This window comes from Jeongeupia sp. USM3 (genome assembly GCF_001808185.1).
Classification (GTDB): Bacteria; Pseudomonadota; Gammaproteobacteria; order Burkholderiales; family Chitinibacteraceae; genus Jeongeupia.
Map to the genome: position 1 here is coordinate 506413 of NZ_CP017668.1, position 22450 is coordinate 528862.

Annotated in this window: 20 protein-coding genes; 17 read left to right on the forward strand and 3 right to left on the reverse strand. The window is 64.9% G+C overall.

Going from position 1 to position 22450, the window contains the following annotated elements:
* Positions 1 to 77: 77 nt before the first annotated feature.
* A complete protein-coding gene (gene flgA, locus BJP62_RS02265; RefSeq protein WP_070526069.1) occupies positions 78 to 755 on the forward strand; it encodes a flagellar basal body P-ring formation chaperone FlgA in 678 nt (225 codons plus the stop codon).
* A gap of 10 nt (positions 756 to 765) precedes the next feature.
* On the opposite strand, the gene BJP62_RS02270 is transcribed toward flgA, so the two are convergent.
* Positions 766 to 3138: a diguanylate cyclase gene (locus BJP62_RS02270; RefSeq protein ID WP_070526071.1), complete on the reverse strand. Its 2373-nt coding sequence runs from the start codon at positions 3136 to 3138 to the stop codon at positions 766 to 768.
* A 137-nt stretch (positions 3139 to 3275) separates the two neighbouring features.
* Between BJP62_RS02270 and BJP62_RS02275 the strand changes: the two genes are divergently transcribed.
* From BJP62_RS02275 to BJP62_RS02330, 12 genes are all read left to right on the forward strand, one after another.
* Positions 3276 to 4214, forward strand: coding sequence for a bifunctional riboflavin kinase/FAD synthetase (locus BJP62_RS02275; protein WP_070532185.1), 939 nt, complete (start codon positions 3276 to 3278; stop codon positions 4212 to 4214).
* The gene (gene ileS / locus BJP62_RS02280) at positions 4211 to 7078 is read left to right on the forward strand and encodes an isoleucine--tRNA ligase (RefSeq protein ID WP_070526073.1); all 2868 of its coding nucleotides are present in this window, start codon (positions 4211 to 4213) and stop codon (positions 7076 to 7078) included. Before BJP62_RS02275 ends, ileS begins: the two co-directional genes overlap by 4 nt.
* Positions 7071 to 7547 (forward strand): signal peptidase II, encoded by a 477-nt coding sequence (gene lspA / locus BJP62_RS02285; RefSeq protein WP_070526075.1) that lies wholly within the window; start codon positions 7071 to 7073, stop codon positions 7545 to 7547. The genes ileS and lspA overlap by 8 nt, the downstream gene beginning before the upstream one ends.
* Complete coding sequence (gene ispH, locus BJP62_RS02290; RefSeq protein WP_070526077.1) at positions 7544 to 8470, forward strand: 4-hydroxy-3-methylbut-2-enyl diphosphate reductase; 927 nt, start codon at positions 7544 to 7546, stop codon at positions 8468 to 8470. Before lspA ends, ispH begins: the two co-directional genes overlap by 4 nt.
* Before the next feature lie 84 nt (positions 8471 to 8554).
* Positions 8555 to 10999 (forward strand): heavy metal translocating P-type ATPase, encoded by a 2445-nt coding sequence (locus BJP62_RS02295; RefSeq protein WP_070526079.1) that lies wholly within the window; start codon positions 8555 to 8557, stop codon positions 10997 to 10999.
* Positions 10999 to 11190 (forward strand): cbb3-type cytochrome oxidase assembly protein CcoS, encoded by a 192-nt coding sequence (gene ccoS, locus BJP62_RS02300; protein ID WP_070526081.1) that lies wholly within the window; start codon positions 10999 to 11001, stop codon positions 11188 to 11190. The genes BJP62_RS02295 and ccoS overlap by 1 nt, the downstream gene beginning before the upstream one ends.
* Positions 11191 to 11406: 216 nt before the next feature.
* Complete coding sequence (gene ccoN / locus BJP62_RS02305) at positions 11407 to 12828, forward strand: cytochrome-c oxidase, cbb3-type subunit I (protein ID WP_070526082.1); 1422 nt, start codon at positions 11407 to 11409, stop codon at positions 12826 to 12828.
* 20 nt (positions 12829 to 12848) lie between these two features.
* The gene (ccoO, locus tag BJP62_RS02310) at positions 12849 to 13463 is read left to right on the forward strand and encodes a cytochrome-c oxidase, cbb3-type subunit II (RefSeq protein WP_070526084.1); all 615 of its coding nucleotides are present in this window, start codon (positions 12849 to 12851) and stop codon (positions 13461 to 13463) included.
* A 6-nt stretch (positions 13464 to 13469) separates the two neighbouring features.
* Complete coding sequence (locus BJP62_RS02315) at positions 13470 to 13637, forward strand: cbb3-type cytochrome c oxidase subunit 3 (RefSeq protein ID WP_070526086.1); 168 nt, start codon at positions 13470 to 13472, stop codon at positions 13635 to 13637.
* A gap of 26 nt (positions 13638 to 13663) precedes the next feature.
* Entirely contained in the window at positions 13664 to 14584 is a 921-nt protein-coding gene (gene ccoP / locus BJP62_RS02320; protein ID WP_070526087.1) for a cytochrome-c oxidase, cbb3-type subunit III, read from the forward strand.
* Positions 14585 to 14644: 60 nt separating this feature from the next.
* On the forward strand, positions 14645 to 16147 hold the full coding sequence (gene ccoG / locus BJP62_RS02325; RefSeq protein ID WP_374749729.1) for a cytochrome c oxidase accessory protein CcoG: 1503 nt from the start codon (positions 14645 to 14647) through the stop codon (positions 16145 to 16147).
* A gap of 69 nt (positions 16148 to 16216) precedes the next feature.
* On the forward strand, positions 16217 to 16717 hold the full coding sequence (locus tag BJP62_RS02330) for a FixH family protein (protein ID WP_070526091.1): 501 nt from the start codon (positions 16217 to 16219) through the stop codon (positions 16715 to 16717).
* 1 nt (position 16718) lies between these two features.
* Here the strand turns inward: BJP62_RS02330 and BJP62_RS02335 are convergent, their stop codons facing one another.
* Complete coding sequence (locus tag BJP62_RS02335) at positions 16719 to 17663, reverse strand: tRNA-dihydrouridine synthase (RefSeq protein WP_070526093.1); 945 nt, start codon at positions 17661 to 17663, stop codon at positions 16719 to 16721.
* A 102-nt stretch (positions 17664 to 17765) separates the two neighbouring features.
* Between BJP62_RS02335 and BJP62_RS02340 the strand changes: the two genes are divergently transcribed.
* From BJP62_RS02340 to dapD, 4 genes are all read left to right on the forward strand, one after another.
* The gene (locus BJP62_RS02340; protein WP_236943644.1) at positions 17766 to 18374 is read left to right on the forward strand and encodes a LexA family transcriptional regulator; all 609 of its coding nucleotides are present in this window, start codon (positions 17766 to 17768) and stop codon (positions 18372 to 18374) included.
* Positions 18375 to 18406: 32 nt separating this feature from the next.
* Complete coding sequence (queF, locus tag BJP62_RS02345; RefSeq protein WP_070526096.1) at positions 18407 to 19234, forward strand: NADPH-dependent 7-cyano-7-deazaguanine reductase QueF; 828 nt, start codon at positions 18407 to 18409, stop codon at positions 19232 to 19234.
* A 155-nt stretch (positions 19235 to 19389) separates the two neighbouring features.
* Positions 19390 to 20577 (forward strand): succinyldiaminopimelate transaminase, encoded by a 1188-nt coding sequence (dapC, locus tag BJP62_RS02350; protein ID WP_070526098.1) that lies wholly within the window; start codon positions 19390 to 19392, stop codon positions 20575 to 20577.
* Positions 20578 to 20595: 18 nt separating this feature from the next.
* Complete coding sequence (gene dapD, locus BJP62_RS02355) at positions 20596 to 21417, forward strand: 2,3,4,5-tetrahydropyridine-2,6-dicarboxylate N-succinyltransferase (RefSeq protein ID WP_070526099.1); 822 nt, start codon at positions 20596 to 20598, stop codon at positions 21415 to 21417.
* Positions 21418 to 21472: 55 nt separating this feature from the next.
* Here dapD and rpoS read toward each other — a convergent pair whose 3' ends face one another.
* The gene (gene rpoS, locus BJP62_RS02360; RefSeq protein WP_070526101.1) at positions 21473 to 22444 is read right to left on the reverse strand and encodes an RNA polymerase sigma factor RpoS; all 972 of its coding nucleotides are present in this window, start codon (positions 22442 to 22444) and stop codon (positions 21473 to 21475) included.
* Positions 22445 to 22450 lie beyond the last annotated feature (6 nt).

A 22450-nucleotide genomic window follows, 5' to 3' on the forward strand; every position in this document is an offset into this window, starting at 1 on the left:
AGAACGCTAAAGCGTCAACATGACGCGTCGGTGACGCCCGCTGTCGGTGCGGCGTGCTCGCAACATATAATGGCGCGATGAAACGCACAGCCCCCCTCGTACTTCTCGCGGCCAGCGCCGTCAGTCACGCCGCGCCGATGGACAACGACGTTCTGCGCCAGGAGGTTGAGGCATGGGTGAGGCAGCAGCTCAGCACCTCGCCGGGCGCAACGGTCAAGGCCGGCCACCTGGACAGCCGGCTGAAGCTGGCTGCCTGCGCGCAGCGCGACATCCAGCTTGCCCCCGGGCAGCGCCTGCTCGGCAATGCCCAGGTCCGCGTCCGCTGCATCGACGGCGCCAGCTGGTCGGTCAACCTGCCCGTGCAGATCGGCCAGGAGGTGGTTTATTACGTTGCAGCCCGGCCCCTGCCGGCCGGTCACGTGCTAGGCACTGCAGACCTGCAGCCGCAGCGCGGCAATCTTGCCGACCTGCCAGGCAGCGTAGTGCTCGACACAGCCCAGGCCGCCGGACGGACGCTCGGCACCGCACTGGCAAGCGGAGCGCCGATCCGCGCGGAAATGCTGCGTTCGGCCAACGTCATTCGCCAGGGGCAGCGCGTCAAGCTGGTCGTGCGGATCGGCGGCATCGACGTCAGCAACGAGGGTGTGGCACTCAACAGCGCGAGCGAAGGCCAGTCGGTGCGAGTCCGCCTGAACAACAATCAGGTCAGCCAGGGAACGGCGCGCGCAGACGGCACGGTGGACGCCGCGCCGTAAACCCGCGGGTTCAGTGGGCCGAATGCAGCGTGCCGACGGATTCGCGCTCGGCGTCGGCCCGGCTCGGATCGGCCGGCGTCCACCAGCGCAGGCGGTTGCGCCCCTCCCGCTTGGCGGCGTAGAGCGCGGCATCCGCCAGCTCGAGCGGCGAATCGGTATCGGACTCGCCGCCGCCGACCAGCATCGCGCCGATCGAGATCGTGATGCCGATCAGGCGCTGGCCATGAAAATCCACCGAGAGCAACCTCACAGCGGCCATCAGCCGCTCACCCCAGTCGGTCAGCCCGTCGCGGTCGATGCCCGGCAGCAGCACGGTGAACTCCTCGCCGCCGTAGCGGCAGACGACGTCGTCTGCACGGCCGAGGTTGAGCAGGCATTGCGCCAGGGCGCGCAGTACGGCATCGCCGGCCTCATGCCCGTAGGTATCGTTGTAACGCTTGAAATAGTCGATATCGACCATCGCCACCCCGAGGGCGCCATGACTGCGCTTGGCCCGGGCCAGCTCCCGGCGCAGGCACTCTTCGAGATAGCGGCGATTGAACAGCCCGGTCAGCGGGTCGGAGATCGATTGCTGCTTCAGCGTCTCGCGCAGTTGCAGATTGGCGATCGCCAGCGAGATCTGCTCGGCGACGGACAGCGCCAGCTGGTGCTCGACGTCGCTGAACTGGTTTTCGGACCGCGCCAACGAGCCCAGCAAGGTCAGCACCCCCTGGTTGCGCCCCTGCGCGGTCAGCGGAATGCACAGGCTCTGTCTCGCCGGCGCCACCGGCACATGTCGGCAGCGCGGCCCCTGCTGCGGCGACTGCAGCCAGTGAGGCTGCCCCAGTCTCACGCCCCAGCAATCGTCCGGGGCGATCGCCGTGTGCGAGCGCGGCAGCTCGCCCCAGCGACAGGCCTCTTCGAGCTGGGAGGTGCCCGGGTTGTCGATGAACAACTGTCCGGCGCTCTCGGGGAACAGCTTGGCCATGCTCGTCCGGATGATGTCGCGCGCTTCGTCGAAGGTCTGGCAGCACTCGAGCATGCGCCCGAGTTCGCGCTGGACCGAGACGTCCTGCAGGTGGCGCCGCAGTGCGTCCAGCCCGCCCTGTAGTGCCTCGTTGCTGCGCTGCAGCGCATCGCTGAGCGATTCGCGCTCGACAATGTCGGCCTGCAGCCGCATGCGCTCGGCATTGGCATGCCGCGCACTGCGCGCGACCCGCGCAATGACGAAAACCCCCGCGAGGATCAGCGCCACCGTTACCAGCAACCACGCGACCGTGACAGCCCGGACGGCGGCGCCGGTAAGGCGGGACTCGTTGCCGGTCGCACCCAGGGAGCCGACCAGCGCTTGCTGCCGGGTGTCGATCGCGCGGAATATCTGGTCACGTTCGACCTGGAAGGCGACGCCTCGCCCCTCCGTCACATCATCGTTCGCCACCACGCCGGCGGCTCGCCGCCAGTTGGCCCAGTCGCGGCGGAGTGCTTCACCCGCTTCGCCACGCCAAGCCTGCGGCGTATCCGCGGCGACCAGCTTCTGGCGCATGTCCTGCAGCTGCGCCAGCTCACCAGTCCACGCATCGCTACCGACGGCTCGCGCCTCCGCCATCCGCTGGCCCTGGGCAAGCGTCCAGCCCGCCCCGGTCAGCACAAAGGCCAGCAGCAAGCCGGTAGCCAGCCACGACTGTCGCCTGAGTTGGCCGGCGTCGGCCGGCGCGGCCTCGGCCTTGAGCAGTAGTGCCAGCGGCGGCGCGGTTACGACGCCAATAAATAGCAAGCCCCCCGTCGCCGCCAGTGCGGTCAGTTGATCGGGATCGCCGCCCGGGTCCATGATCGGCAGCGGTGCATACCCCCCCGGCAACAGGTACGAGCCCGCCATCGCAAGCGTGAACACGGCCAGCAGCACCGGATACTGCCAGGGCGGCGATGAGGTGCCGGCGAGGCTGCCATGGCCTCCCCATGTCAGCGCCGTCGCGGCGACCAGCATCAGCACGCTGATGCCGAGCACCGGTGGCGCGAAACCGGCGCCAAGGTCAGTCAAGCGATCGCCGGCGACCAGTGCGACGGCGAGGCCGAGTGCCAGTACGGTCAGCCCCATCGGCCGCAACCGGTGGCCGGCCAACAGGTGCAGCGCTACGGCGCTTCCCGCCAGCAGGACGAGCAGCCCGCCGAACGCAGGCAGCAGGGCAAGCTGTCCGAGGCGCTCCGGCGCCATCACCAGCAGCCAGCCGAGCTTGGCAATCCACAGCCCGCCTCCCAGCACCAGCGCCGCCACATGGACACACCGGCGCCGTGCGCGCACCGTCATCGCCCGACCGCCTTTCAGCCAGTACAGGCAGCCGTGCAGGGTTGATGCCGCCAACACCAGTGGCAGCAGGCGCAAAAGCGCTTGGTAGGCATCGTTCATGAGGCACCCCTGACAAGTCGCTTCAATATAGAAAGTGCAACCGTCGAATGCGTGCAAAACATCGCACCGGGCGCGCCTGACAAGCCGGCGCATACCCGCTAAAATCTACGGTTTTGCACCCGATTGCCACGCCGATCATGCGAGTCGTACGCGGTGTTACCGCAGCCCAACTTCCGCCCTGTGCACTGACCATCGGCAACTTCGACGGCCTGCATCTCGGGCACCAGGCCATGCTGGCCCAGGTTCGCGACATCGCCCGCGTTCGCGGGCTCGCGACCGCGGTGCTGACTTTCGAGCCGCATCCGCGCGAGCTGTTTGCGCCCGATACCGCGCCGGCACGGCTCACCAGCTTTCGCGAGAAGGCCGAGCTGCTCGCCGCGGAAGGCGTCGATTACCTGATCGTCCAGCGCTTTGACCGGCGCTTTGCCGGCTACGAAGCGGAAGCCTTTCGTGACGAGATCATTGCCAGGCGGCTCAACGCCCGTTACGTGATCGTCGGCGACGACTTCTGTTTCGGCGCGCGGCGCGCGGGCAATATCGCGCTGCTGTCGCAGTCCGAGGCATTCGACGCGCATGCGCTGTCGACCGTCGCCCACGACGGCGAGCGCGTCTCATCGACCGCGGTGCGTACCGCGCTGGCCTCCGGTGACATGGCGCATGCCGCCGCCCTTCTCGGCCGGCCCTATTCGATTTCCGGCCGGGTGACCGGCGGCGACAAGCTCGGGCGGCAGCTCGGCTTTCCGACCGCCAATATCCAGCTGCACCACAACAAGCCGCCGATGATGGGTGTCTTCGTCGTCGAGGCCCACGGACTGGAAAAGCCGTGGCAGGGCGTTGCCAGCCTCGGCGTGCGACCGACGGTCAAGGGTGCCGATGCGGCGCCGGTACTGGAAGTGCACCTGTTCGACTTCGAGCGCGAAATCTACGGCAAGCACCTGAGGGTGGATTTTCTCGCCAAGCTGCGCGACGAAGAAAAGTACTCGGGTCTGGAACCCTTGATCGCCCAGATCCACAAAGATTGTGACCAAGCCCGCGACTGGTTCGCGACACGTGCCCAACACCGAGAGACACCATGAGCGAAAAAGCGCCGAACAAATACCCGGTCAACCTGCTGGACACCGCCTTCCCGATGCGCGGCGACCTCGCCAAGCGCGAACCGGGCTTCCTGAAACAGTGGCAGGACAAGCAGCTGTACAAGAAGCTGCGCGAGCGCGCCCGGCAGGAAAACCGGCCCAAGTTCATCCTGCACGACGGCCCGCCGTATGCGAACGGCGAAATCCACCTCGGCCACGCGGTAAACAAGACGCTCAAGGACATCATCATCAAGTCGAAGTCGCTGGCCGGCTTCGATGCACCGTACGTGCCGGGCTGGGACTGCCACGGGCTGCCGATCGAGCACCAGATCGAAAAAATCGCCAAGAACGATGAAAAGGCCGTCAAGGCCAATCCGGACATCCATGCCCGCATCGTCGCCTTCCGCAAGGAAAACGGTCTGGGCGAAAAGGAAACGCACCTGCCGGCCGCCTTCGTGCGCGAACTGTGCCGCAGCTACGCCGCCAAGCAGATCGAAATCCAGAAGGCCGGCTTCATCCGTCTCGGCGTGTGGGGCGACTGGGCCGATCCGTACCAGACGATGGCATTCAAGACCGAAGCCAACATCGTTCGCACGCTCGGCAAGATCCACGCCAACGACTACATCGTCAAAGGCCAGAAGCCGGTGCACTGGTGCGTCGACTGCGGCTCGGCACTGGCCGAGGCCGAAGTCGAGTACGAGGACAAGGTGTCGCCGGCGATCGACGCCGGCTTCCGCTTCGTCGATACCGAAGCACTGTCGCAGGCCTTTGGCGGCGTGAACCTACAGGACCAGCCCGCCTACGCGATCATCTGGACCACGACACCGTGGACACTGCCGGCCAACCAGGCCGTGTGCGTCCACCCGGAGCTGAACTACGACCTGATCGCCACGCCCAAGGGCTTGCTGGTGCTGGCAGCCGACCTGGCCGAATCCGCGCTGAAGCGCTACGGCATCGAAGCGGCCGAGGTGATCGCCAAGGCCCATGGCTCGCGGCTGAACCTGCTGCAGCTGCAACACCCCTTCCTCAACCGGCAAGTGCCGGTCATCCTCGGCGAGCACGTCACCACCGAGGCCGGCACCGGCCTGGTGCACACCGCCCCGGCGCACGGCCTCGACGACTATCTCGTCGGCCTGCATTACCACCTGCCGGTGGAAAACCCGGTCGGCGGCGATGGCCGCTACGTCAGCAGTGCGCCGTTCGCGCCGGGCAAGACCGTCTGGGAAGCCAACCCGCTGGTGATCGCGGCGCTCGACGAGCATCAGGCGCTGTTTGCGAGCGAAAAGCTCAAGCACAGCTACCCGCACTGCTGGCGCCACAAGACGCCGATCATTTTCCGCGCCACCACGCAGTGGTTCATCGCAATGGAAAAGGCGGTGAACGGCAGCACGCTGCGCCAGCACGCCAACAAGGCCGTCGACGACACCGAGTTCTTCCCGACCTGGGGCCGTGCGCGGCTCGAGGCGATGATCGGCAACCGCCCGGACTGGTGCATCTCGCGCCAGCGCAACTGGGGCGTGCCGATGACGTTCTTCGTGCACAAGGAAACCGGCGACCTGCATCCGCGTTCCGGCGAACTGCTCGAACAGGTTGCACAGCGCATCGAAAACGAAGGCATCGAGGCCTGGTTCAAGCTTGAAGCCGAGGAACTGCTCGGCGCCGAAGCTGAACACTACGAAAAGCTCAAGGACACGCTCGACGTCTGGTTCGACTCGGGCTCGACCCACTACGCGGTGCTGCGGCAGCGCGAAGAACTCGGCTGGCCGGCCGATCTGTACCTCGAAGGCTCGGACCAGCATCGCGGCTGGTTCCAGTCGTCCCTGCTCACCGGCTGCGCGACCGAAGGTCGTGCACCGTACAAGCAACTGCTGACCCACGGTTTTACCGTCGACGAAAAGGGTCACAAGATGTCGAAGTCCAAGGGCAACGGCATCGAGCCGCAGGAGATCTTCAACAGCATCGGTGCCGACATGCTGCGCCTGTGGGTCGCCAGCGCCGACTACTCGGGCGAAATGTCGCTGTCGCAGGAGATCCTCAAGCGCACGACCGACTCGTACCGCCGCATCCGCAACACGCTGCGCTTCCTGCTCGCCAACCTGTCCGACTTCAAGGTGGAACAGGTCGTTCCGGCCGGGCAGCTGCTGACACTCGATCGCTACGCACTGGTCGAGCTCGACGCCTTCCAGCAGCGCGTTGCCGCGCTGTTCGATCGCTACGAGTTCCACTCGGCGGTGCAGGAAATCCACCGCTACTGCTCGGAAGAGCTCGGCTCGTTCTACCTCGACGTCATCAAGGACCGGCTGTACACGACCAAGGCCGACTCGGCGATCCGCCGCTCGGCGCAGACCGCGCTCTGGCACATCAGCCAGTCGCTGGTCCGCATCCTGGCGCCGATCCTGTCGTTTACCGCGCACGAAGCATGGGAAGTGCTCAACGGCAGCGACGACAGCGTCTTCCTGTCGACCTGGCACAAGGCACCGGCCGTCGCCGACGCCGACGAACTGTCGACCCGGTTTGCGCTGATTCGCGAAGCGCGTACCGCCGCTCAGAAGGACATCGAGGTCTTGCGCGCCGAAGGCAAGCTCGGCTCAAGCCTGCAGGCCGAAGTCGAAGTAACTGCCGGCGGCGAGCTGTACGACGCGCTCGCCAGCCTCGGTGACGAACTGCGCTTCGTGCTGATCACCTCGAAGGCCGGGCTCAAGCAGGGTGAGGCGCTGGCAATCGGCGTCACGCCGTCGGTCTACACCAAGTGCGAGCGCTGCTGGCATTACCTGCCGAGCGTCGGCACGATCGCCAACCACCCGGGTCTGTGCGCGCGTTGCGACGACAACCTGCACGGCCAGGGCGAGGCGCGCGCGCATGCCTAAGCGGTTCTGGCAGTGGATCGCGCTGGCAGTCGTTGTCATCGCACTGGACCAGCTCACCAAGCACGCCGCCGAAGCGGCCTTCGCCTACGGCGACGTGCTGCCGGTGATTCCCGGCTTCTTCAACCTGACACTGGCGTACAACCCCGGTGCGGCGTTCTCCTTCCTCGCCGACGCCGGCGGCTGGCAGCGGCACTTCTTCACCGTGCTGGCGCTGGGCGTCTCGGTGTTCATCGTGCTGACGCTGCGCAAGCACCATGGCCAGACGATGTTTGCGCTGGCGCTGTCGCTGATCATGGGTGGCGCACTCGGCAATGTGATCGACCGGGTGCTATTCGGTCACGTCATCGACTTCATCCAGCTTTATTATCGGAACTGGTACTACCCGGCATTCAACCTCGCCGACTCGGCGATCTGCGTCGGCGCGGCGCTGATGGTCTGGGACAGCTTCCGCAAAAAGGAATCCGCATGAGCATGCAGATCATCCTCGCGCAGCCGCGCGGCTTCTGCGCCGGTGTCGACCGGGCGATCGCCATCGTCGAAAAGGCGCTGGAGAAGTTCGGCGCGCCGATCTACGTGCGCCACGAGGTCGTCCACAACAAGTTCGTGATCGAGGACCTGAAGGCCAAGGGCGCGATCTTCGTCGAGGAGCTGGCGGAGGTGCCGGCCGGCAATACGGTGATTTTCTCGGCGCACGGCGTCTCGCAGGCGGTGCGCGCCGAGGCCGAGGCGCGCGGCCTGTCGGTGTTCGACGCAACGTGCCCGCTGGTCACCAAGGTCCACCTCGAGGTCAAGCGGCTGCGTCAGCAGGGTTTCGAGATCATCATGATCGGCCACAAGGGTCACCCGGAAGTCGAAGGGACCATGGGCCAGGCCGACGGCGGGATGTATCTGGTCGAGGAAGCCGAGGATGTGCCGACCATGGTCGTCAATGCCAACGCCAAGCTCGCCTACGTGACGCAGACCACGCTGTCGGTCGACGACGCGCAACGCGTTGTCGATGCGCTGCGCACACGCTTCCCCGACATCGTCGGCCCGAAAAAGGACGACATCTGCTACGCGACGCAGAACCGCCAGGATGCGGTCAAGCAGCTGGCGCGCGACGTCGACGTGCTGGTCGTGGTCGGTTCGCCGAACAGCTCGAACTCGAACCGCTTGCGCGAAGTCGGTGCCAGCCTCGGCATCGACTCGTACATGGTCGACAACGAAACCGAACTCAAGCCCGAATGGTTTGCCGACGGCGTCCGGGTTGGCATTACCGCCGGCGCGTCGGCGCCGGACGTGCTGGTCCAGCGTGTCATCCAGCGGATCGGCGAGTTCGGTGCCGAATCGGTATCGCCGATGGACGGCATCGAGGAAAACGTCGTGTTTTCGCTCCCCAAAGGGCTGGCGTAAGCACCCGGAAAAACGCCCCGCCGGGGCGTTTTTTCATTGCGGCGCAATCGTTCGGCGAGCCGCCGGCTCGGGTAAAATGCCGCCATGAACGCCGCTTCTCCGCCTGTCGACCTGCAGTGCTTCCACTGCGGCGAATCCGTACCCGACAGCACCAGCCTGACCATCCGTTACCGCCAGCGCAACGAACCGGCCTGCTGTGCCGGCTGCCAGGCCGTCGCCCAGAGCATCATCGACGCGGGGCTCCACGCCTATTACGAGCAGCGCGAGAAGCCGGCCGGCCGCGCCGAGCCGCTGCCGCAGGCCTTGCGTGAACAACTGGCGCTCTACGACGACCCGCAACTGCAGGCGGGCTTCGTCGCCAGCGACGGCGAGCTGAAAGACGCCGCTCTGATGATCGAAGGCATCAGCTGCGCGGCGTGCATCTGGCTGAACGAACGGCAGATTGCCCGCGTGCCGGGTGTCGCCGACGTGTCGATCAACTACACCAGCCACCGTGCCCGCGTGCGCTGGGACCCGGCCTGGACCAGCCTGTCGGCGATCCTCGAAGCGGTTGCCGCGATCGGCTACCGGGCGCTGCCCTACGACAGGGCGCGGCAGGAAGCGGCGCAGGCCAGATCGCGCAAGGCGGCGCTATTCCGGCTGTGGGTCGCCGGGCTGTCGATGATGCAGGTCATGATGTTCGCGGTGCCGGTCTATCTGGCACCGGCCGGCGAAATCGAACCGCGCTGGCTTGGCCTGATGAACTGGGCAAGCCTGGTGCTGACCCTGCCCGTCGTGCTGTATTCGAGCTGGCCCTTCTATGTTTCGGCTTGGCGCGACCTCAAACGCGGCCGGACCGGCATGGATCTGCCGGTCGCGATCAGCGTGCTGCTCGCCTTTGTCGCCAGCGTTTACGCAACGATCACCGACCACTGCGAGGTCTACTACGACTCGGTATCGATGTTCGTCTTCCTGCTGCTGACCGGCCGCTATCTCGAATCGCAGGCGCGCGCCAAGGCCGGCGCCGCACTCGAACAGCTGGCCGCACTGATCCCGGCATTCGCGCACCGGCTCGCCGACTATCCGGACGGGCGCACGCCGCACGAGGCCGCGGTCGCCCGGTTGTGCGTCGGCGACGTGCTGCTGGTCAAGCCCGGCGAGGCCGTTCCCGCCGATGCACGCGTGATCGAGGGCGAATCGCAGGTCAACGAGGCGATGCTGACCGGCGAAAGCCTTCCTGTCGACAAGCGGGTCGGTGACGTCGTCACCGGCGGCACCGTCAACCTCGGCTCGCCACTGATCGTTTCGGTCGAACGCCTCGGGCAGGAGACGCGGCTCGCGGGCATCGTACGCCTGCTCGACCGTGCGCTCGCCGAAAAGCCGAGGCTGGCGCTGATGGCCGACCGGATTGCCGGCCGCTTCGTTGCCGCACTGCTGCTGGCTGCCGCCGCAGCCTGGCTCTACTGGCACGGGCACGACCCGACCCACGCGCTGCCGATCGCCGTCGCCGTGCTGGTGATTTCCTGCCCGTGCGCACTGTCGCTGGCGACGCCGGTGGCGCTGACCGCAGCCACCGGCACGCTGGCACGGCGCGGCGTGCTGATCAGCCGCGGGCATGCACTCGAGACGCTGGCGGGCGTTACCGACGTCGTATTCGACAAGACCGGCACGCTGACGCTCGGCGAGCCGCGCATACAGGCCGTCCAGCCGCTTGGCACGCACGATCCGTCGACGCTGCTCGCACTCGCCGCGGCGCTCGAGCTCCACTCGGAACATCCGCTGGCGCGCGCCTTTACCGGCGCCTGCAAGGGCGAACCCCGCGTGGCCTGCGACATCGTCAACCACCCCGGCGGTGGCCTCGTCGGCGTCATCGGCGGCGTCCGGCACGCGATCGGCCACCCCGATTTCGTCGCCCGCCATGTCCGGCAAACCCGGCCCGAGATCCCCGCATCGGGCACCGTGCTGGCACTGGCGAGCGATGACGAGTGGCTGGGCTGGTTCCGCCTCACGGACACGCTCCGCCCGGATGCAGCGGCCGCAGTCGCCGCACTGACGCGGATGGGCCTGAATACGCACATCCTCAGCGGCGACGCCGAATCTGCCGTTGCCGAAACGGCCGGGCAACTGGGGATCACGCGCTGGCGCGCCGGTGCGTCACCCGAGGACAAGCTTGCCCATCTGAACGCGCTGCAGGCCCGCGGCGGACGGGTGCTGATGATCGGCGACGGCGTCAACGACGCGCCGGTACTGGCCGCGGCCTCGGTATCGGTCGCCATGGGGGGCGGCACCGACGTTGCGCATGGCGCCGGCGACGCCGTGCTGCTCGACAACCGCCTGCGGCACGTTCCCGCGGCCATCGCCTTTGCCCGCAGGACACGCAAGATCGTGCGGCAAAACCTGGGCTGGGCGCTGCTCTACAACCTGATCGCACTGCCCGTGGCCGTCGCCGGTCTGGTTACGCCCTGGCTGGCCAGCGCGGGGATGGCTGCCAGCTCGCTGCTGGTCGTGCTCAATGCACTGCGGCTGACCCGCCCAACCCGGAGAAGCTGATGGAAAGCCTCTATCTGCTGATTCCGCTCTCGGTCCTGCTGGTGGTCGTGATCGGCGCGCTGTTCTGGAATGCGATTCGCGGCGGGCAATTCGACGACCTGGAAGGGCCGGCGCACCGCATCCTGCAGGACGACGACCGCCCCGGGCACGAGTCGCCCGGAAATGAGGCCGGCAGGGAAAAAAACAACTGACTGGAGGACGCCCGGCACGGTAAAATGCACGTTGGTCGTCGGGCGGCTTGATTTAAATCAAGGTTGGACTAGTGCCTCCCTCGTTATAGTCGCGCCGGCTTATTGCGCAAATACCGACCAGAAATACCGGTCAGGCCCGCCGTTCGCTAGCAGCGGATCGCGCAATCACAAGTTTTAATATAACCGCCGTTCTTGGAGAACATTCGGAGCGCTCCCATGGAAAACCAAGCCACATATAACTATAAAGTGGTGCGGCAATTCGCCATCATGACAGTCGTCTGGGGCATTGTCGGCATGCTGCTCGGGGTGTTCATCGCCTCGCAACTCGTCTGGCCGGAACTCAATCTGGGCCAGTATTTTCACTTCGGACGCCTGCGCGCGCTCCATACCAGCGCAGTGATCTTCGCGTTCGGCGGCTGTGGCCTGATCGCCACCAGCTACTACGTCGTCCAGCGCACCTGTAATGTCCGCCTGTTCTCTGACGGCCTCGCCGCGCTCACCTTCTGGGGCTACCAGCTGGTGATCGTCCTGTGCGTCATCACCTATCCGCTCGGCATCACCTTCAACAAGGAATATGCCGAGATGGAGTGGCCGATCAAGATCCTGCTCGCCATCGTCTGGGTCGCGTACGCCGTGGTGTTCTTCGGCACCCTCGCCAAGCGCAAGGTCAAGCACATCTACGTCGCCAACTGGTTCTACGGCGCCTTCATCCTCGCCGTCGCGCTGCTGCACATCGTCAACAGCGCCTTCGTTCCGGTGTCGCTGTGGAAGTCGTACTCGGCCTACTCCGGCGCCGTCGACGCGATGGTGCAGTGGTGGTACGGCCACAACGCGGTCGGCTTCTTCCTGACCGCCGGCTTCCTCGGCATGATGTACTACTTCGTGCCGAAGCAGGCCGGTCGCCCGGTGTACTCGTACCGGCTGTCGGTCGTCCACTTCTGGGCGCTGATCTTCACCTACATGTGGGCCGGTCCGCACCACCTGCACTACACCGCCCTGCCCGACTGGACCCAGTCGCTGGGCATGGTGTTCTCGCTGATCCTGCTGGCGCCGAGCTGGGGCGGCATGATCAACGGCATCATGACGCTGTCGGGCGCCTGGCATAAGCTGCGCACCGACCCGATCCTCAAGTTCCTGGTCACCGCGCTGTCGTTCTACGGCATGTCGACGTTCGAAGGTCCGATGATGGCGATCAAGACCGTCAACGCGCTGAGCCACTACACCGACTGGACCGTCGGCCACGTGCACTCGGGTGCGCTGGGCTGGGTGGCAATGATCACCATCGGCTCGATCTATTACCTGATCCCGCGCCTGTTCGACCGCGAGCAGATGCACTCGATCAAGCTGATCGAAGCGCACTTCTGGATCGCCACGCTCGGCATCGTGCTGTACATCTCGTCGATGTGGATCGCCGGCGTGACGCAGGGCCTGATGTGGCGTGCGGTAAACCCGGACGGTACGCTGACCTACTCGTTCATCGACTCGGTCAAGGCAACGCACCCGTACTACTTCATCCGTTTCCTGGGTGGCTGCTGCTTCGTCGCCGGCATGTTCCTGATGTTCTACAACGTGCTGCGCACCGTGTTCGACGGCAAGCCGGTCAACGCGCCGATCCCGGCCGTACCCGCCCACGCCTGAGCTGAGAGGATCTGAAGAAAATGAACAAGGCTCAGAAACTGATCGAAGAAAACGTGGGCTGGCTGATCGTCCTGACGATCGCCACCATCAGTGTCGCGATGCTGGTGGAGATCCTGCCGCTGATGTTCTCCAAGTCGGTGACCAAACCGATCGAGGGCGTCAAGCCGTACACGGCCGTGCAGCTGGCCGGGCGCGACATCTACATCCGCGAAGGCTGCTACAACTGCCACTCGCAGATGATCCGCCCGTTCCGCGCCGAAACCGAACGCTACGGCCACTACTCGGTCGCCGGCGAATCGGTTTACGACCATCCGTTCCTGTGGGGCTCGAAGCGGACCGGTCCGGATCTCGCCCGCGTCGGCGGCCGTTATTCGGACGAATGGCACCGTGCCCACCTGATGCGGCCGCAGGACGTGGTGCCCGAATCGGTGATGCCGGCCTTCCCGTGGCTGGCTGCGCAGAAGGTCGACGCCGAGTCGCTGCCGGCGAAGATGGACGCGCTGCGCAAGGTCGGCGTGCCGTACACCGATGCCGATATCGCCGGTGCAGCCAAGGCCGTTGAAGGCAAGACCGAGATGGATGCGCTGATCGCCTATCTGCAAGGTCTCGGCCTGGCACTCAAGAACAAGAGGTAATACGGAATGGATTTTCAGGACATCGCGCGCATCGCCGTCACCGTCGTCAGCTTCTGCTGTTTTCTGGGAATCTGCGCCTGGGCGTACAGCCGCAAGAGCCGCGCCGGCTTCGACGAAGCCGCGCAGGCCCCCTTGCTGGATGACGACACCCCGCACCACGGCCCGCGTGCCTGAAAATCTGCCGTACGGAGAAGAATGAGATGACAGATTTTTATAGCGGTTTCTGGGGCGTTTTCATCGCGGTCATCGTGATCGTGTCGCTGATCTGGCTCGCCGTCCTGCTCAAGAGCCAGGCGGTGATCAAGCTCAAGAAAGGCGAAAAGGCCGCGGTGCTCGACCACAAGTGGGACGGCGATCTGCAGGAGTACAACAATCCGCTGCCGGGCTGGTGGCTGTGGCTGTTCATCCTGACCATCGTGTTCGCGGTCGGTTACCTTGCGCTCTACCCGGGCCTGGTGCTGTTCGGCAATGCCAAGGGCTGGACGTCGACCGGCCAGTTCAAGCAGGAAGTCGCCAAGGCCGACGCCAAGTATGGCCCGATCTACGACAAGTACGCGAAGATGCCGATCACCCAGGTCGCACAGGACAAGGACGCGCGCGAGATGGGTCAGCGCCTGTTCTACACCTACTGCATCCAGTGCCACGGCGCCGATGCACGTGGCGCCAAGGGCTTCCCGAACCTGACCGACAGCGACTGGCTCTATGGCGGCACGCCGGAGAAGATCCTCGAAACGATCCAGAAGGGTCGCCACGGCCAGATGCCGGCTTTCGGCGCCGCCTTCGGTGAAGAGAAGGTCCGCGACGTTGCCAACTACGTGCTGCAGATTGCCGGCCGGCCGCACAACGAGCTGCGCGCCAACCGTGGCCAGGCGACCTTCCAGCAGGTCTGCATCGCCTGTCACAACGCGGACGGCAAGGGCAACAAGGATGTCGGCGCACCGAACCTGACCGACAAGACCTGGCTGTACGGCGGTTCCGAAGCAACCATCGTCGAGACCATCACCAACGGCCGCGACAACGTCATGCCGGCGTGGAAAGACTTCCTCGGCGACAGCAAGGTGCACCTGCTCGCCGCCTACGTCTACGGCCTGTCGAGCAACCCGGTCGCCACGACCAAGTAAGTCGCCGGTTTTCCGGCAAGTACAACGGGCGGGCTTATCCCCGCCCGTTTTACCATCCTGATGCGCGATCGCGAACGAGAACCGTTTGGGTTGCCCCCGGGAACAGCACAGCAGGAAAGCGCGATGAGCAAGCAGAAACTCCAGGACATTCCGGTCAATGTCGTCAGCGACGACGGCGAGTACGAGCAGATCCACCTGTATGCCGCGCACCGGAAGATTTATCCGCGCTGGGTGACCGGCCTGTGGAACAACTGGCGCATTTTTGCCGTCATCGCCACCCAGCTGTTCTTCTACGCCGTGCCGTGGCTGCAGATCAACGGCCGTCAGGCACTGCTGTTCGACCTCTCGACGCGCAAGTTCTACATTTTCAACCTGCTCTTCCTGCCGCAGGACTTCATCTACCTGACCGCGCTGCTGATGCTCTGTGCATTCGGCCTGTTCGCATGGACGACGATCGGCGGCCGGCTGTGGTGCGGCTATGCCTGTCCGCAGACGGTCTATACCGAGATTTTCCTGTGGATCGAGAAGTGGGTTGAAGGCGATCGTCCGGCACGGATCAAGCTCGACAATGGCCCGCTTTCCGCGCGCAAGTTGCGGCTGAAAACCGTCAAGCACACGATCTGGATCGTGTTTTCTCTGTGGACCGGCTTTACCTTCGTCGGCTATTTCACGCCGATCCGCGAACTGTGGTCCGACATGCTGATTCTGGCGCTTGGTGGCTGGGAGCTGTTCTGGATCCTGTTCTACGGCTTTGCAACCTATGGCAACGCCGGCTGGATGCGCGAACAGGTCTGCAAGTACATGTGCCCGTACGCACGCTTCCAGAGCACGATGTTCGACGCCGACACGCTGATCGTCTCGTACGACGAAAAGCGCGGCGAGGCGCGCGGCAGCCGCAAGAAGGGGGCCGACTACAAGGCCGAGGGGCTCGGTGACTGCATCGACTGCACGATGTGCGTGCAGGTCTGTCCGGTCGGCATCGACATCCGCGACGGCCTGCAGTACGAATGCATCGGCTGTGCCGCCTGTATCGACGCCTGCGACAGCGTCATGGACAAAATGAACTACCCGCGCGGACTGATCCGCTACACCTCGGAAAACGCGCTCAAGGGCGACTATCCGGAGCGGCAGATCGTCAGGCGCATCGCCCGGCCGCGCGTGCTGATGTACGGCGTCGTGCTCGCCATCATCGTGGCGGCGACGGTTACCGGCCTGGTGCTGCGCCAGCCGGTCAAGGCCAATATCGCCCGCGACCGCGTTGCGCTGGTGCGCGAAACCGACGACGGCTGGCTCGAGAACAGCTACCGCGTCCAGATCGAGAACGCCGACGAGGCGCGCCACGCCTACCGCATCACTGCTGAAGGGCTGCCCGGGCTGCGCGTCGTCATCGATGGCCCGGCCACCGTCGACGTCGCGCCGACCGAGATCCAGGAGGTCGGCGTCCGGCTGCAGGCCGAACCGCAAGTGGCAAGCAAGGGCAGCCACGACATCCGCTTCGTCATCACCGCCGTCGACAAGCCCGAAATCAGCACGCGCGAAAAAGCGACGTTCATCGGCCAGTAATTCGCTCCGCCGGGAATCCTTTACCGGGCCCGGCGGTCCATCCAGCACCGCAAACACGCAGGCCCTGTCATGAGCACGACCCTTCCCCGCAAATCACCCTGGTACAAATCGCCGTGGCCTTGGTTCCTGATGTTCTTCCCCGCGCTGGCCGTGGTGGCCGGCGTGGCCACCTTCGTCATCGCCTTCAAGACCGAGGATAGCCTCGTCTCGGACGATTACTACAAGGAAGGCCAGGAAATCAACCAGCGCCTGGCGCGCGACGACAAGGCGCGCGCGCTCGGCCTGAATGCACAGCTGATGGTCAGCGACGACAGCCGGGCGATTCGCATCCTACTCAACCATCCGGCCGGCGGCGAGCTCTATCTCAAGATCATCCACCCAACGATTTCAGGGCACGATCAGCAGCTGAAACTCGCCCAGCAGGGGCCGATGCTGTACGCGGCGCAGCTGGACCAGCCGCTACCGTCACACCGCTGGCAGCTCGAGCTCGGTGACACCGCCGGGCAGTGGCGGCTCAAGTCGGAGGAAGTGCTTCAGGGCAACACGGTCCTGACGCTGTCGCCGCACTGATTCACGCCCCGGGAACGGGGCAGCCCGCAGCCAGCCACGCGCCGATCGCATCCGGATCCTTGACGGTCTTGATGTACTCGAATGCGGCGCCAGCCTCGGGGTGAACCCGCTTCAGGTAGTTGAGCCACTGCTTGAGCCGCCCCGCCTGATACTTGGGCAGGATATGGATCAGCACGTCGTCCCAGAACGCCGCCAGCAGCGGCTTGACGTCGCCCCAGTCCGGCGCCGGCAGCCCCTTGATCCGCGCGGCCAACCCCGGGTCGGCGACGATGCCGCGACCGAGCATCACGTCGTCGCAACCGGACTCGAGCCGGCACTGCACGTAATCGTCGACGGTCCAGATCTCGCCGTTGGCGACCACCGGAACGGTCACGGCTTCGCGAATCCGGCCGATCTCGTGCCAGTACGCCGGCGGCTTGTAGCCATCCAGCTTGGTCCGCGCATGCACGACCAGCTCGGCCGCCCCGGCCGATGCCAGCGCATGGGCGCAATCGAGCATGCGTGCACGGTCGTTGTAGCCGAGGCGCATCTTGGCCGTGACCGGTACCTCGGCCGGCACGGCACGGCGCACGCTGGTGACGATTTCGTGCAGCAGCTCGGGCTCGTCAAGCAGCACGGCGCCGCCGCGATGGCGGTTGACCGACTTGGCCGGACAGCCGAAGTTGAGGTCGATGGCCATTGGCGCCAGTTCGGCGAGACGCGCCGCGTTCTCGGCCAGGCAGGCCGGATCGGACCCCAGCAGCTGCACCCGGACGGGCACGCCCGACGGCGTACGGCTGCCGTTCAGCAGCTCCGGTGCGATACGCTGGAAGGCCCTGTTCGGCAGCAGACTGCCGGATACGCGGACGAATTCGGTCACGCAAATGTCGACACCGGGCGTCCGGGTCAGCATGTCGCGCAGCAAGTGGTCGAGCAACCCCTCCATCGGGGCGAGATAGATTTTCACGATCGTGCAACTCAAGACTAGCCGGCCATTTTACCCTGCCGACACAGGATGGCGGCGTACCGATTGACACGCGTACGATCGTTCACTACGCTTGTGGAACGAATGTTCTCTATCGCGCAGACTATGGGCAACCCGAACCGTGACCAGGAATACCTCGGCAAGTTGCAGGACTACTACGCCGACTACCGCAGCATCCCCTCTTATGCCGTTATCGGCGACATGCTCGGCATGGCGTCCAAGTCGGCCGTCTCGGCACTGATCAAGCGGCTGACGCTGGCCGGCTACGTCGAGATGACGCCGGACAAGCGCCTGGCGCCGACAAAGCGCTTCTTCGAGCGCGAGCTGGCCGACTTCCCGATCCCCGCCGGCATGCCTGCGGCCGCCAACGACGCGATGAGCGAATCGCTGACGATCGACGAATACCTGATTCCCAAGCCATCCAGCACCATCATGGTCAAGGTCAAGGGCGATTCGATGATCGAGGCCGGCATTCACGACGGGGATATCGCCATCGTCGAGAAACGCCATGCCGCCAGTGTCGGCGACATCGTCGTTGCCGTCGTCGACAACGAGTACACGCTGAAGGAACTCGGCCGCGACAAGCAGGGCTACATGCTGCTGCCGCACAACGCCGCCTATGCGCCGATCCGCCCGCAGGAAGGGCTGGAAATCTTCGGCATCATGGTCGGGCTGGTACGCAAATACCGTTAAACTTCGTCCCCACGTCATCCGGCTGAAGCGCAATGAGCAACGAACACCACTCCCCCCTCGGCAAGGCGGTCAGCTACAAGGCCGAGTATGACCCCAGCCTGCTGTTCGCCATCCCGCGCAGCGGCAAGCGCGACGAAATCGGCATCGGCGCCACCCTGCCGTTCATGGGCGTCGACATCTGGAACGCCTACGAACTGTCGTGGCTCAATATGCGCGGCAAGCCGCAGATCGCGCTCGCCGTGTTCGAGATTCCGGCCTCGAGCCCGAACATCATCGAATCCAAATCGTTCAAGCTCTACCTCAACAGCTTCAACCAGACGCGGCTCGCCAGCGCGGAAGCGCTGGCCGAGCTGCTGCGTCACGACCTCGGCGACGCCGTCGGCGCAACGGTCCGGGTCGAGCTGATCGAACCCGAAGCATTCGATCGCCAGCGCCTTGGCGAGCTCGACGGGTACTGCATCGACAACCTCGACATCGAGGTCGGCAGCTACACGCCGCAACCGGGCCTGCTGCATTGCGACGAGGCCGACAGCCCGGTCGACGAGGTACTGACCTCCAGCCTGCTCAAGTCCAACTGCCTCGTCACCGGCCAGCCCGACTGGGCCAGCGTGCAGATCCGCTATGTCGGCCAGCCGATCAATCGCGAATCGCTGCTGAAGTACCTGATCTCGTTCCGGAACCACAACGAGTTCCACGAGCAGTGCGTCGAGCGCATCTTCGTCGACATCCAGCGAGCCTGCGCCCCGCTGAAACTGTCGGTCTATGCCCGCTACACGCGGCGGGGCGGGCTCGACATCAATCCGTACCGCAGCAACTTCAACGCGCCGCAGCCGTCCAACGCCAGAACGGCGCGCCAGTAGCGCACAGGTCACGAAGGCGCGCAGCCCATGCCGATGACGGGCGGCGCGAATCATGATTAACCCCGTGGCAGACCTGCCCGTCGGGTGCCTGACACCGACAGGTGACGACGGGGGCCGGCGGGTTATACTTGTCGTTTTCCCTAAGTCCGGCCGCCATGTCCCCGAATCTTGCGCAGTTGCATCCCTACCCGTTCCAGAAGCTGCGCCAGCTCTTCGCCGACATCACGCCCAACCCGGCGCTCAAGCCCATCAACCTGTCGATCGGCGAACCCAAGCACCCGACCCCGCAACTGATCAAGGATGCGCTCGTCGCCAATTTCGACGGCCTGTCGGCCTATCCGGCGACCCAGGGCAGCGAGGCGCTTCGCACAGCCATCGGCCACTGGGCCCGGCGCCGTTACGGGATCGGCATCGACCCGGCCACCGAAATCCTGCCGGTCAACGGCAGCCGCGAAGCACTGTTCGCGTTTGCGCAGGCGATCATCAATACCGGCACCGACCACAAGCCGGTCGTGCTGTCGCCGAACCCGTTCTACCAGATTTACGAGGGCGCGGCGCTGCTGGCCGGCGCCGAGCCCTATTACGTCAACTGCACCGCATCGAACCGCTTCCAGCCCGACTGGGACGCCGTCCCCGACGACGTCTGGGCGCGCACCCAACTGGTCTTCGTCTGCTCGCCGGGCAACCCGACCGGCGCAGTCGCGTCGCTGGGCGACTGGCAAAAGCTGTTTGCACTGTCGGATCGCCACGGTTTTGTCATTGCCAGCGACGAATGTTATTCGGAAATCTATTTCGGCAAGGACAAACCGCTCGGCGGCCTTGAAGCCGCAGCAAAGCTAGGCCGCGACTACACGAACCTGGTGATGTTCTCGTCGCTGTCGAAGCGGTCGAACGTCCCCGGCCTGCGCTCGGGCTTCGTCGCCGGCGATGCAAAGCTGATGGCGCAATTCCTGCTCTACCGGACCTACCATGGCTGCGCAATGAGCCCGACAATCCAGGCCGCCAGCGCGGTCACCTGGGACGACGAAACGCACGTCGAGGACAACCGCCGCGAGTACGCGGCCAAGTTCGAAGCGGTGACGCCGCGGCTACAGACGGTACTCGACGTCAGCTTGCCCGACGCATCGTTCTACCTGTGGGCTAGGGTGCCGATCGACGACGCCGAGTTCGCCAAGCGGCTCTACGCACAGGAGCACGTCACCGTCCTGCCCGGCTCCTTCCTTGCCCGTGAAGCCCATGGCGTGAATCCGGGCTGTAGCTATGTGCGCATCGCGCTGGTCGCGTCGCAACAGGAATGCCTCGAAGCGGCCGAACGCATCGTCCGCTTCGTCCAATCTTTGTAAACCCACCAGGAAAACAGCATGAGCAACCTGCAATCCGTGATCGAAACCGCCTTCGAGAACCGCGCCGACATCAACCCCGGTTCGGCATCGGCCGAGCTGCGCGACGCGATCAACGAAGTCATCAACGCCCTCGACAAGGGTCAGCTGCGCGTCGCCGAGAAAATCGGCGGCCAGTGGCAAACCCACCAGTGGCTGAAGAAGGCGGTGCTGCTGTCGTTCCGCATCAACGACAATGTACCGATGGATGGCGGCTGCACCCAGTACTTCGACAAGGTGCCGTCGAAGTTCGGCGACTATACCGAAGCCGACTTCCGCGCCGGCGGATTCCGCGTCGTGCCGAATGCGATCGCGCGCAAGGGCTCTTTCGTGGGCAAGAACGTCGTGCTGATGCCGTCGTACGTCAATATCGGCGCCTACGTCGACGAAGGCACGATGGTCGACACTTGGGCTACCGTCGGTTCGTGCGCCCAGATCGGCAAGAACGTCCATCTTTCGGGCGGCGTCGGCATCGGCGGCGTGCTCGAGCCGCTGCAGGCCAACCCGACCATCATCGAAGACAACTGCTTCATCGGCGCGCGCTCGGAAGTCGTCGAAGGCGTGATCGTCGAAGAAGGCTCGGTGATTTCGATGGGCGTCTACATCGGCCAGTCGACGAAGATCTACGACCGCGAGACCGGCGAAGTCAGCTATGGTCGCATTCCGGCCGGTTCGGTCGTCGTCTCGGGCAACCTGCCCTCAAGCGACGGCAAGTACAGCCTGTACTGCGCGGTCATCGTCAAGAAGGTCGACGCCAAGACCCGCGGCAAGGTCGGCATCAACGAGCTGCTGCGCGGCATCTGAGTTGTTCGAATGAAAAAAGCCGACCTTGCAGGTCGGCTTTTTTTGCGGCGCCAGCTCAAAGAACAACGTCGCGCGATACGCCGTAACGACGCAGGATGCGCCGCAACTGCTCCAGCGCTTCGATCTGGATCTGCCTCACCCGCTCGCGGGTCAGGCTAAGGCTGGCAGCCAGATCCTCGAGCGTGCAGATCTCGTAGCCGTTCAGCCCGTAACGGCGCTCGATGACCATGCGCTGCTTCTCGTTGAGCTGGCGCAGCCACTCGCGGACATAGCGCTGGATCTCCGCATTCTGCAGGATCATCTCCGGGCCTTCGTTCTGCTCGTCCGGAATCGACTCGCCGATGGTCAGCATCGGGTCGATATCGAGCGGCGCATCGAGCGAGGCGACCCGCTCGTTCAGGCCCATGACGCGCCGGACGTCCTCGACGTCCTTGCCGACGAGATGTGCAACATCCTCGAGCGACGGCTCGTAGCCCAGATGCGTCTCGAGATGGCGCTGCGCACGCAGATAGACGTTGAGCTCCTTGATCACGTGCACCGGCAGGCGGATCGTCCGCGACTGGTTCATGATCGCGCGCTCGATGCTCTGGCGGATCCACCAGGTTGCATAGGTCGAGAAACGGAAGCCCCGCTCGGGATCGAACTTCTCCAGCGCATGCATCAAGCCGATATTACCCTCCTCGATCAGGTCGAGCAGCGTCATCCCACGGTTGATGTAGTGCTTGGCGATGTTCACAACGAGGCGCAGGTTGTGCTCGATCATTTTCTGCCGCGCCTCGAAATCCCCCTGCACGACGCGGCGAGCCAGCTCGCGCTCCTGATCGGGCTTGAGCAAAGGGCTGCGACCGATCTCGTTCAGGTAAATCTGCGTGACGTCACCGGTACTTTCGTAGCTGGTGTGATCGGCGTCCTCGGCACCGCTGGCTTCGGCCTCGGCCTCTGCCTCGTCATCCATCTCTTCCCGTTCGGCCTCATCTCCGCGATCGAGACCCGAATCATTTTCCAGCATATCGATTTGATCGTTCATGGTCGG

What these genes read in the sequence shown, in the direction of transcription:
- flgA (WP_070526069.1), top strand. Translation starts at nt 78, where the DNA reads ATGAAACGCACAGCCCCCCTCGTACTTCTCGCGGCCAGCGCCGTCAGT.
- BJP62_RS02270 (WP_070526071.1), bottom strand. Translation starts at nt 3,138, where the DNA reads ATGAACGATGCCTACCAAGCGCTTTTGCGCCTGCTGCCACTGGTGTTG.
- BJP62_RS02275 (WP_070532185.1), top strand. Translation starts at nt 3,276, where the DNA reads ATGCGAGTCGTACGCGGTGTTACCGCAGCCCAACTTCCGCCCTGTGCA.
- ileS (WP_070526073.1), top strand. Translation starts at nt 4,211, where the DNA reads ATGAGCGAAAAAGCGCCGAACAAATACCCGGTCAACCTGCTGGACACC.
- lspA (WP_070526075.1), top strand. Translation starts at nt 7,071, where the DNA reads ATGCCTAAGCGGTTCTGGCAGTGGATCGCGCTGGCAGTCGTTGTCATC.
- ispH (WP_070526077.1), top strand. Translation starts at nt 7,544, where the DNA reads ATGAGCATGCAGATCATCCTCGCGCAGCCGCGCGGCTTCTGCGCCGGT.
- BJP62_RS02295 (WP_070526079.1), top strand. Translation starts at nt 8,555, where the DNA reads ATGAACGCCGCTTCTCCGCCTGTCGACCTGCAGTGCTTCCACTGCGGC.
- ccoS (WP_070526081.1), top strand. Translation starts at nt 10,999, where the DNA reads ATGGAAAGCCTCTATCTGCTGATTCCGCTCTCGGTCCTGCTGGTGGTC.
- ccoN (WP_070526082.1), top strand. Translation starts at nt 11,407, where the DNA reads ATGGAAAACCAAGCCACATATAACTATAAAGTGGTGCGGCAATTCGCC.
- ccoO (WP_070526084.1), top strand. Translation starts at nt 12,849, where the DNA reads ATGAACAAGGCTCAGAAACTGATCGAAGAAAACGTGGGCTGGCTGATC.
- BJP62_RS02315 (WP_070526086.1), top strand. Translation starts at nt 13,470, where the DNA reads ATGGATTTTCAGGACATCGCGCGCATCGCCGTCACCGTCGTCAGCTTC.
- ccoP (WP_070526087.1), top strand. Translation starts at nt 13,664, where the DNA reads ATGACAGATTTTTATAGCGGTTTCTGGGGCGTTTTCATCGCGGTCATC.
- ccoG (WP_374749729.1), top strand. Translation starts at nt 14,645, where the DNA reads ATGCGCGATCGCGAACGAGAACCGTTTGGGTTGCCCCCGGGAACAGCA.
- BJP62_RS02330 (WP_070526091.1), top strand. Translation starts at nt 16,217, where the DNA reads ATGAGCACGACCCTTCCCCGCAAATCACCCTGGTACAAATCGCCGTGG.
- BJP62_RS02340 (WP_236943644.1), top strand. Translation starts at nt 17,766, where the DNA reads ATGTTCTCTATCGCGCAGACTATGGGCAACCCGAACCGTGACCAGGAA.
- queF (WP_070526096.1), top strand. Translation starts at nt 18,407, where the DNA reads ATGAGCAACGAACACCACTCCCCCCTCGGCAAGGCGGTCAGCTACAAG.
- dapC (WP_070526098.1), top strand. Translation starts at nt 19,390, where the DNA reads ATGTCCCCGAATCTTGCGCAGTTGCATCCCTACCCGTTCCAGAAGCTG.
- dapD (WP_070526099.1), top strand. Translation starts at nt 20,596, where the DNA reads ATGAGCAACCTGCAATCCGTGATCGAAACCGCCTTCGAGAACCGCGCC.
- rpoS (WP_070526101.1), bottom strand. Translation starts at nt 22,444, where the DNA reads ATGAACGATCAAATCGATATGCTGGAAAATGATTCGGGTCTCGATCGC.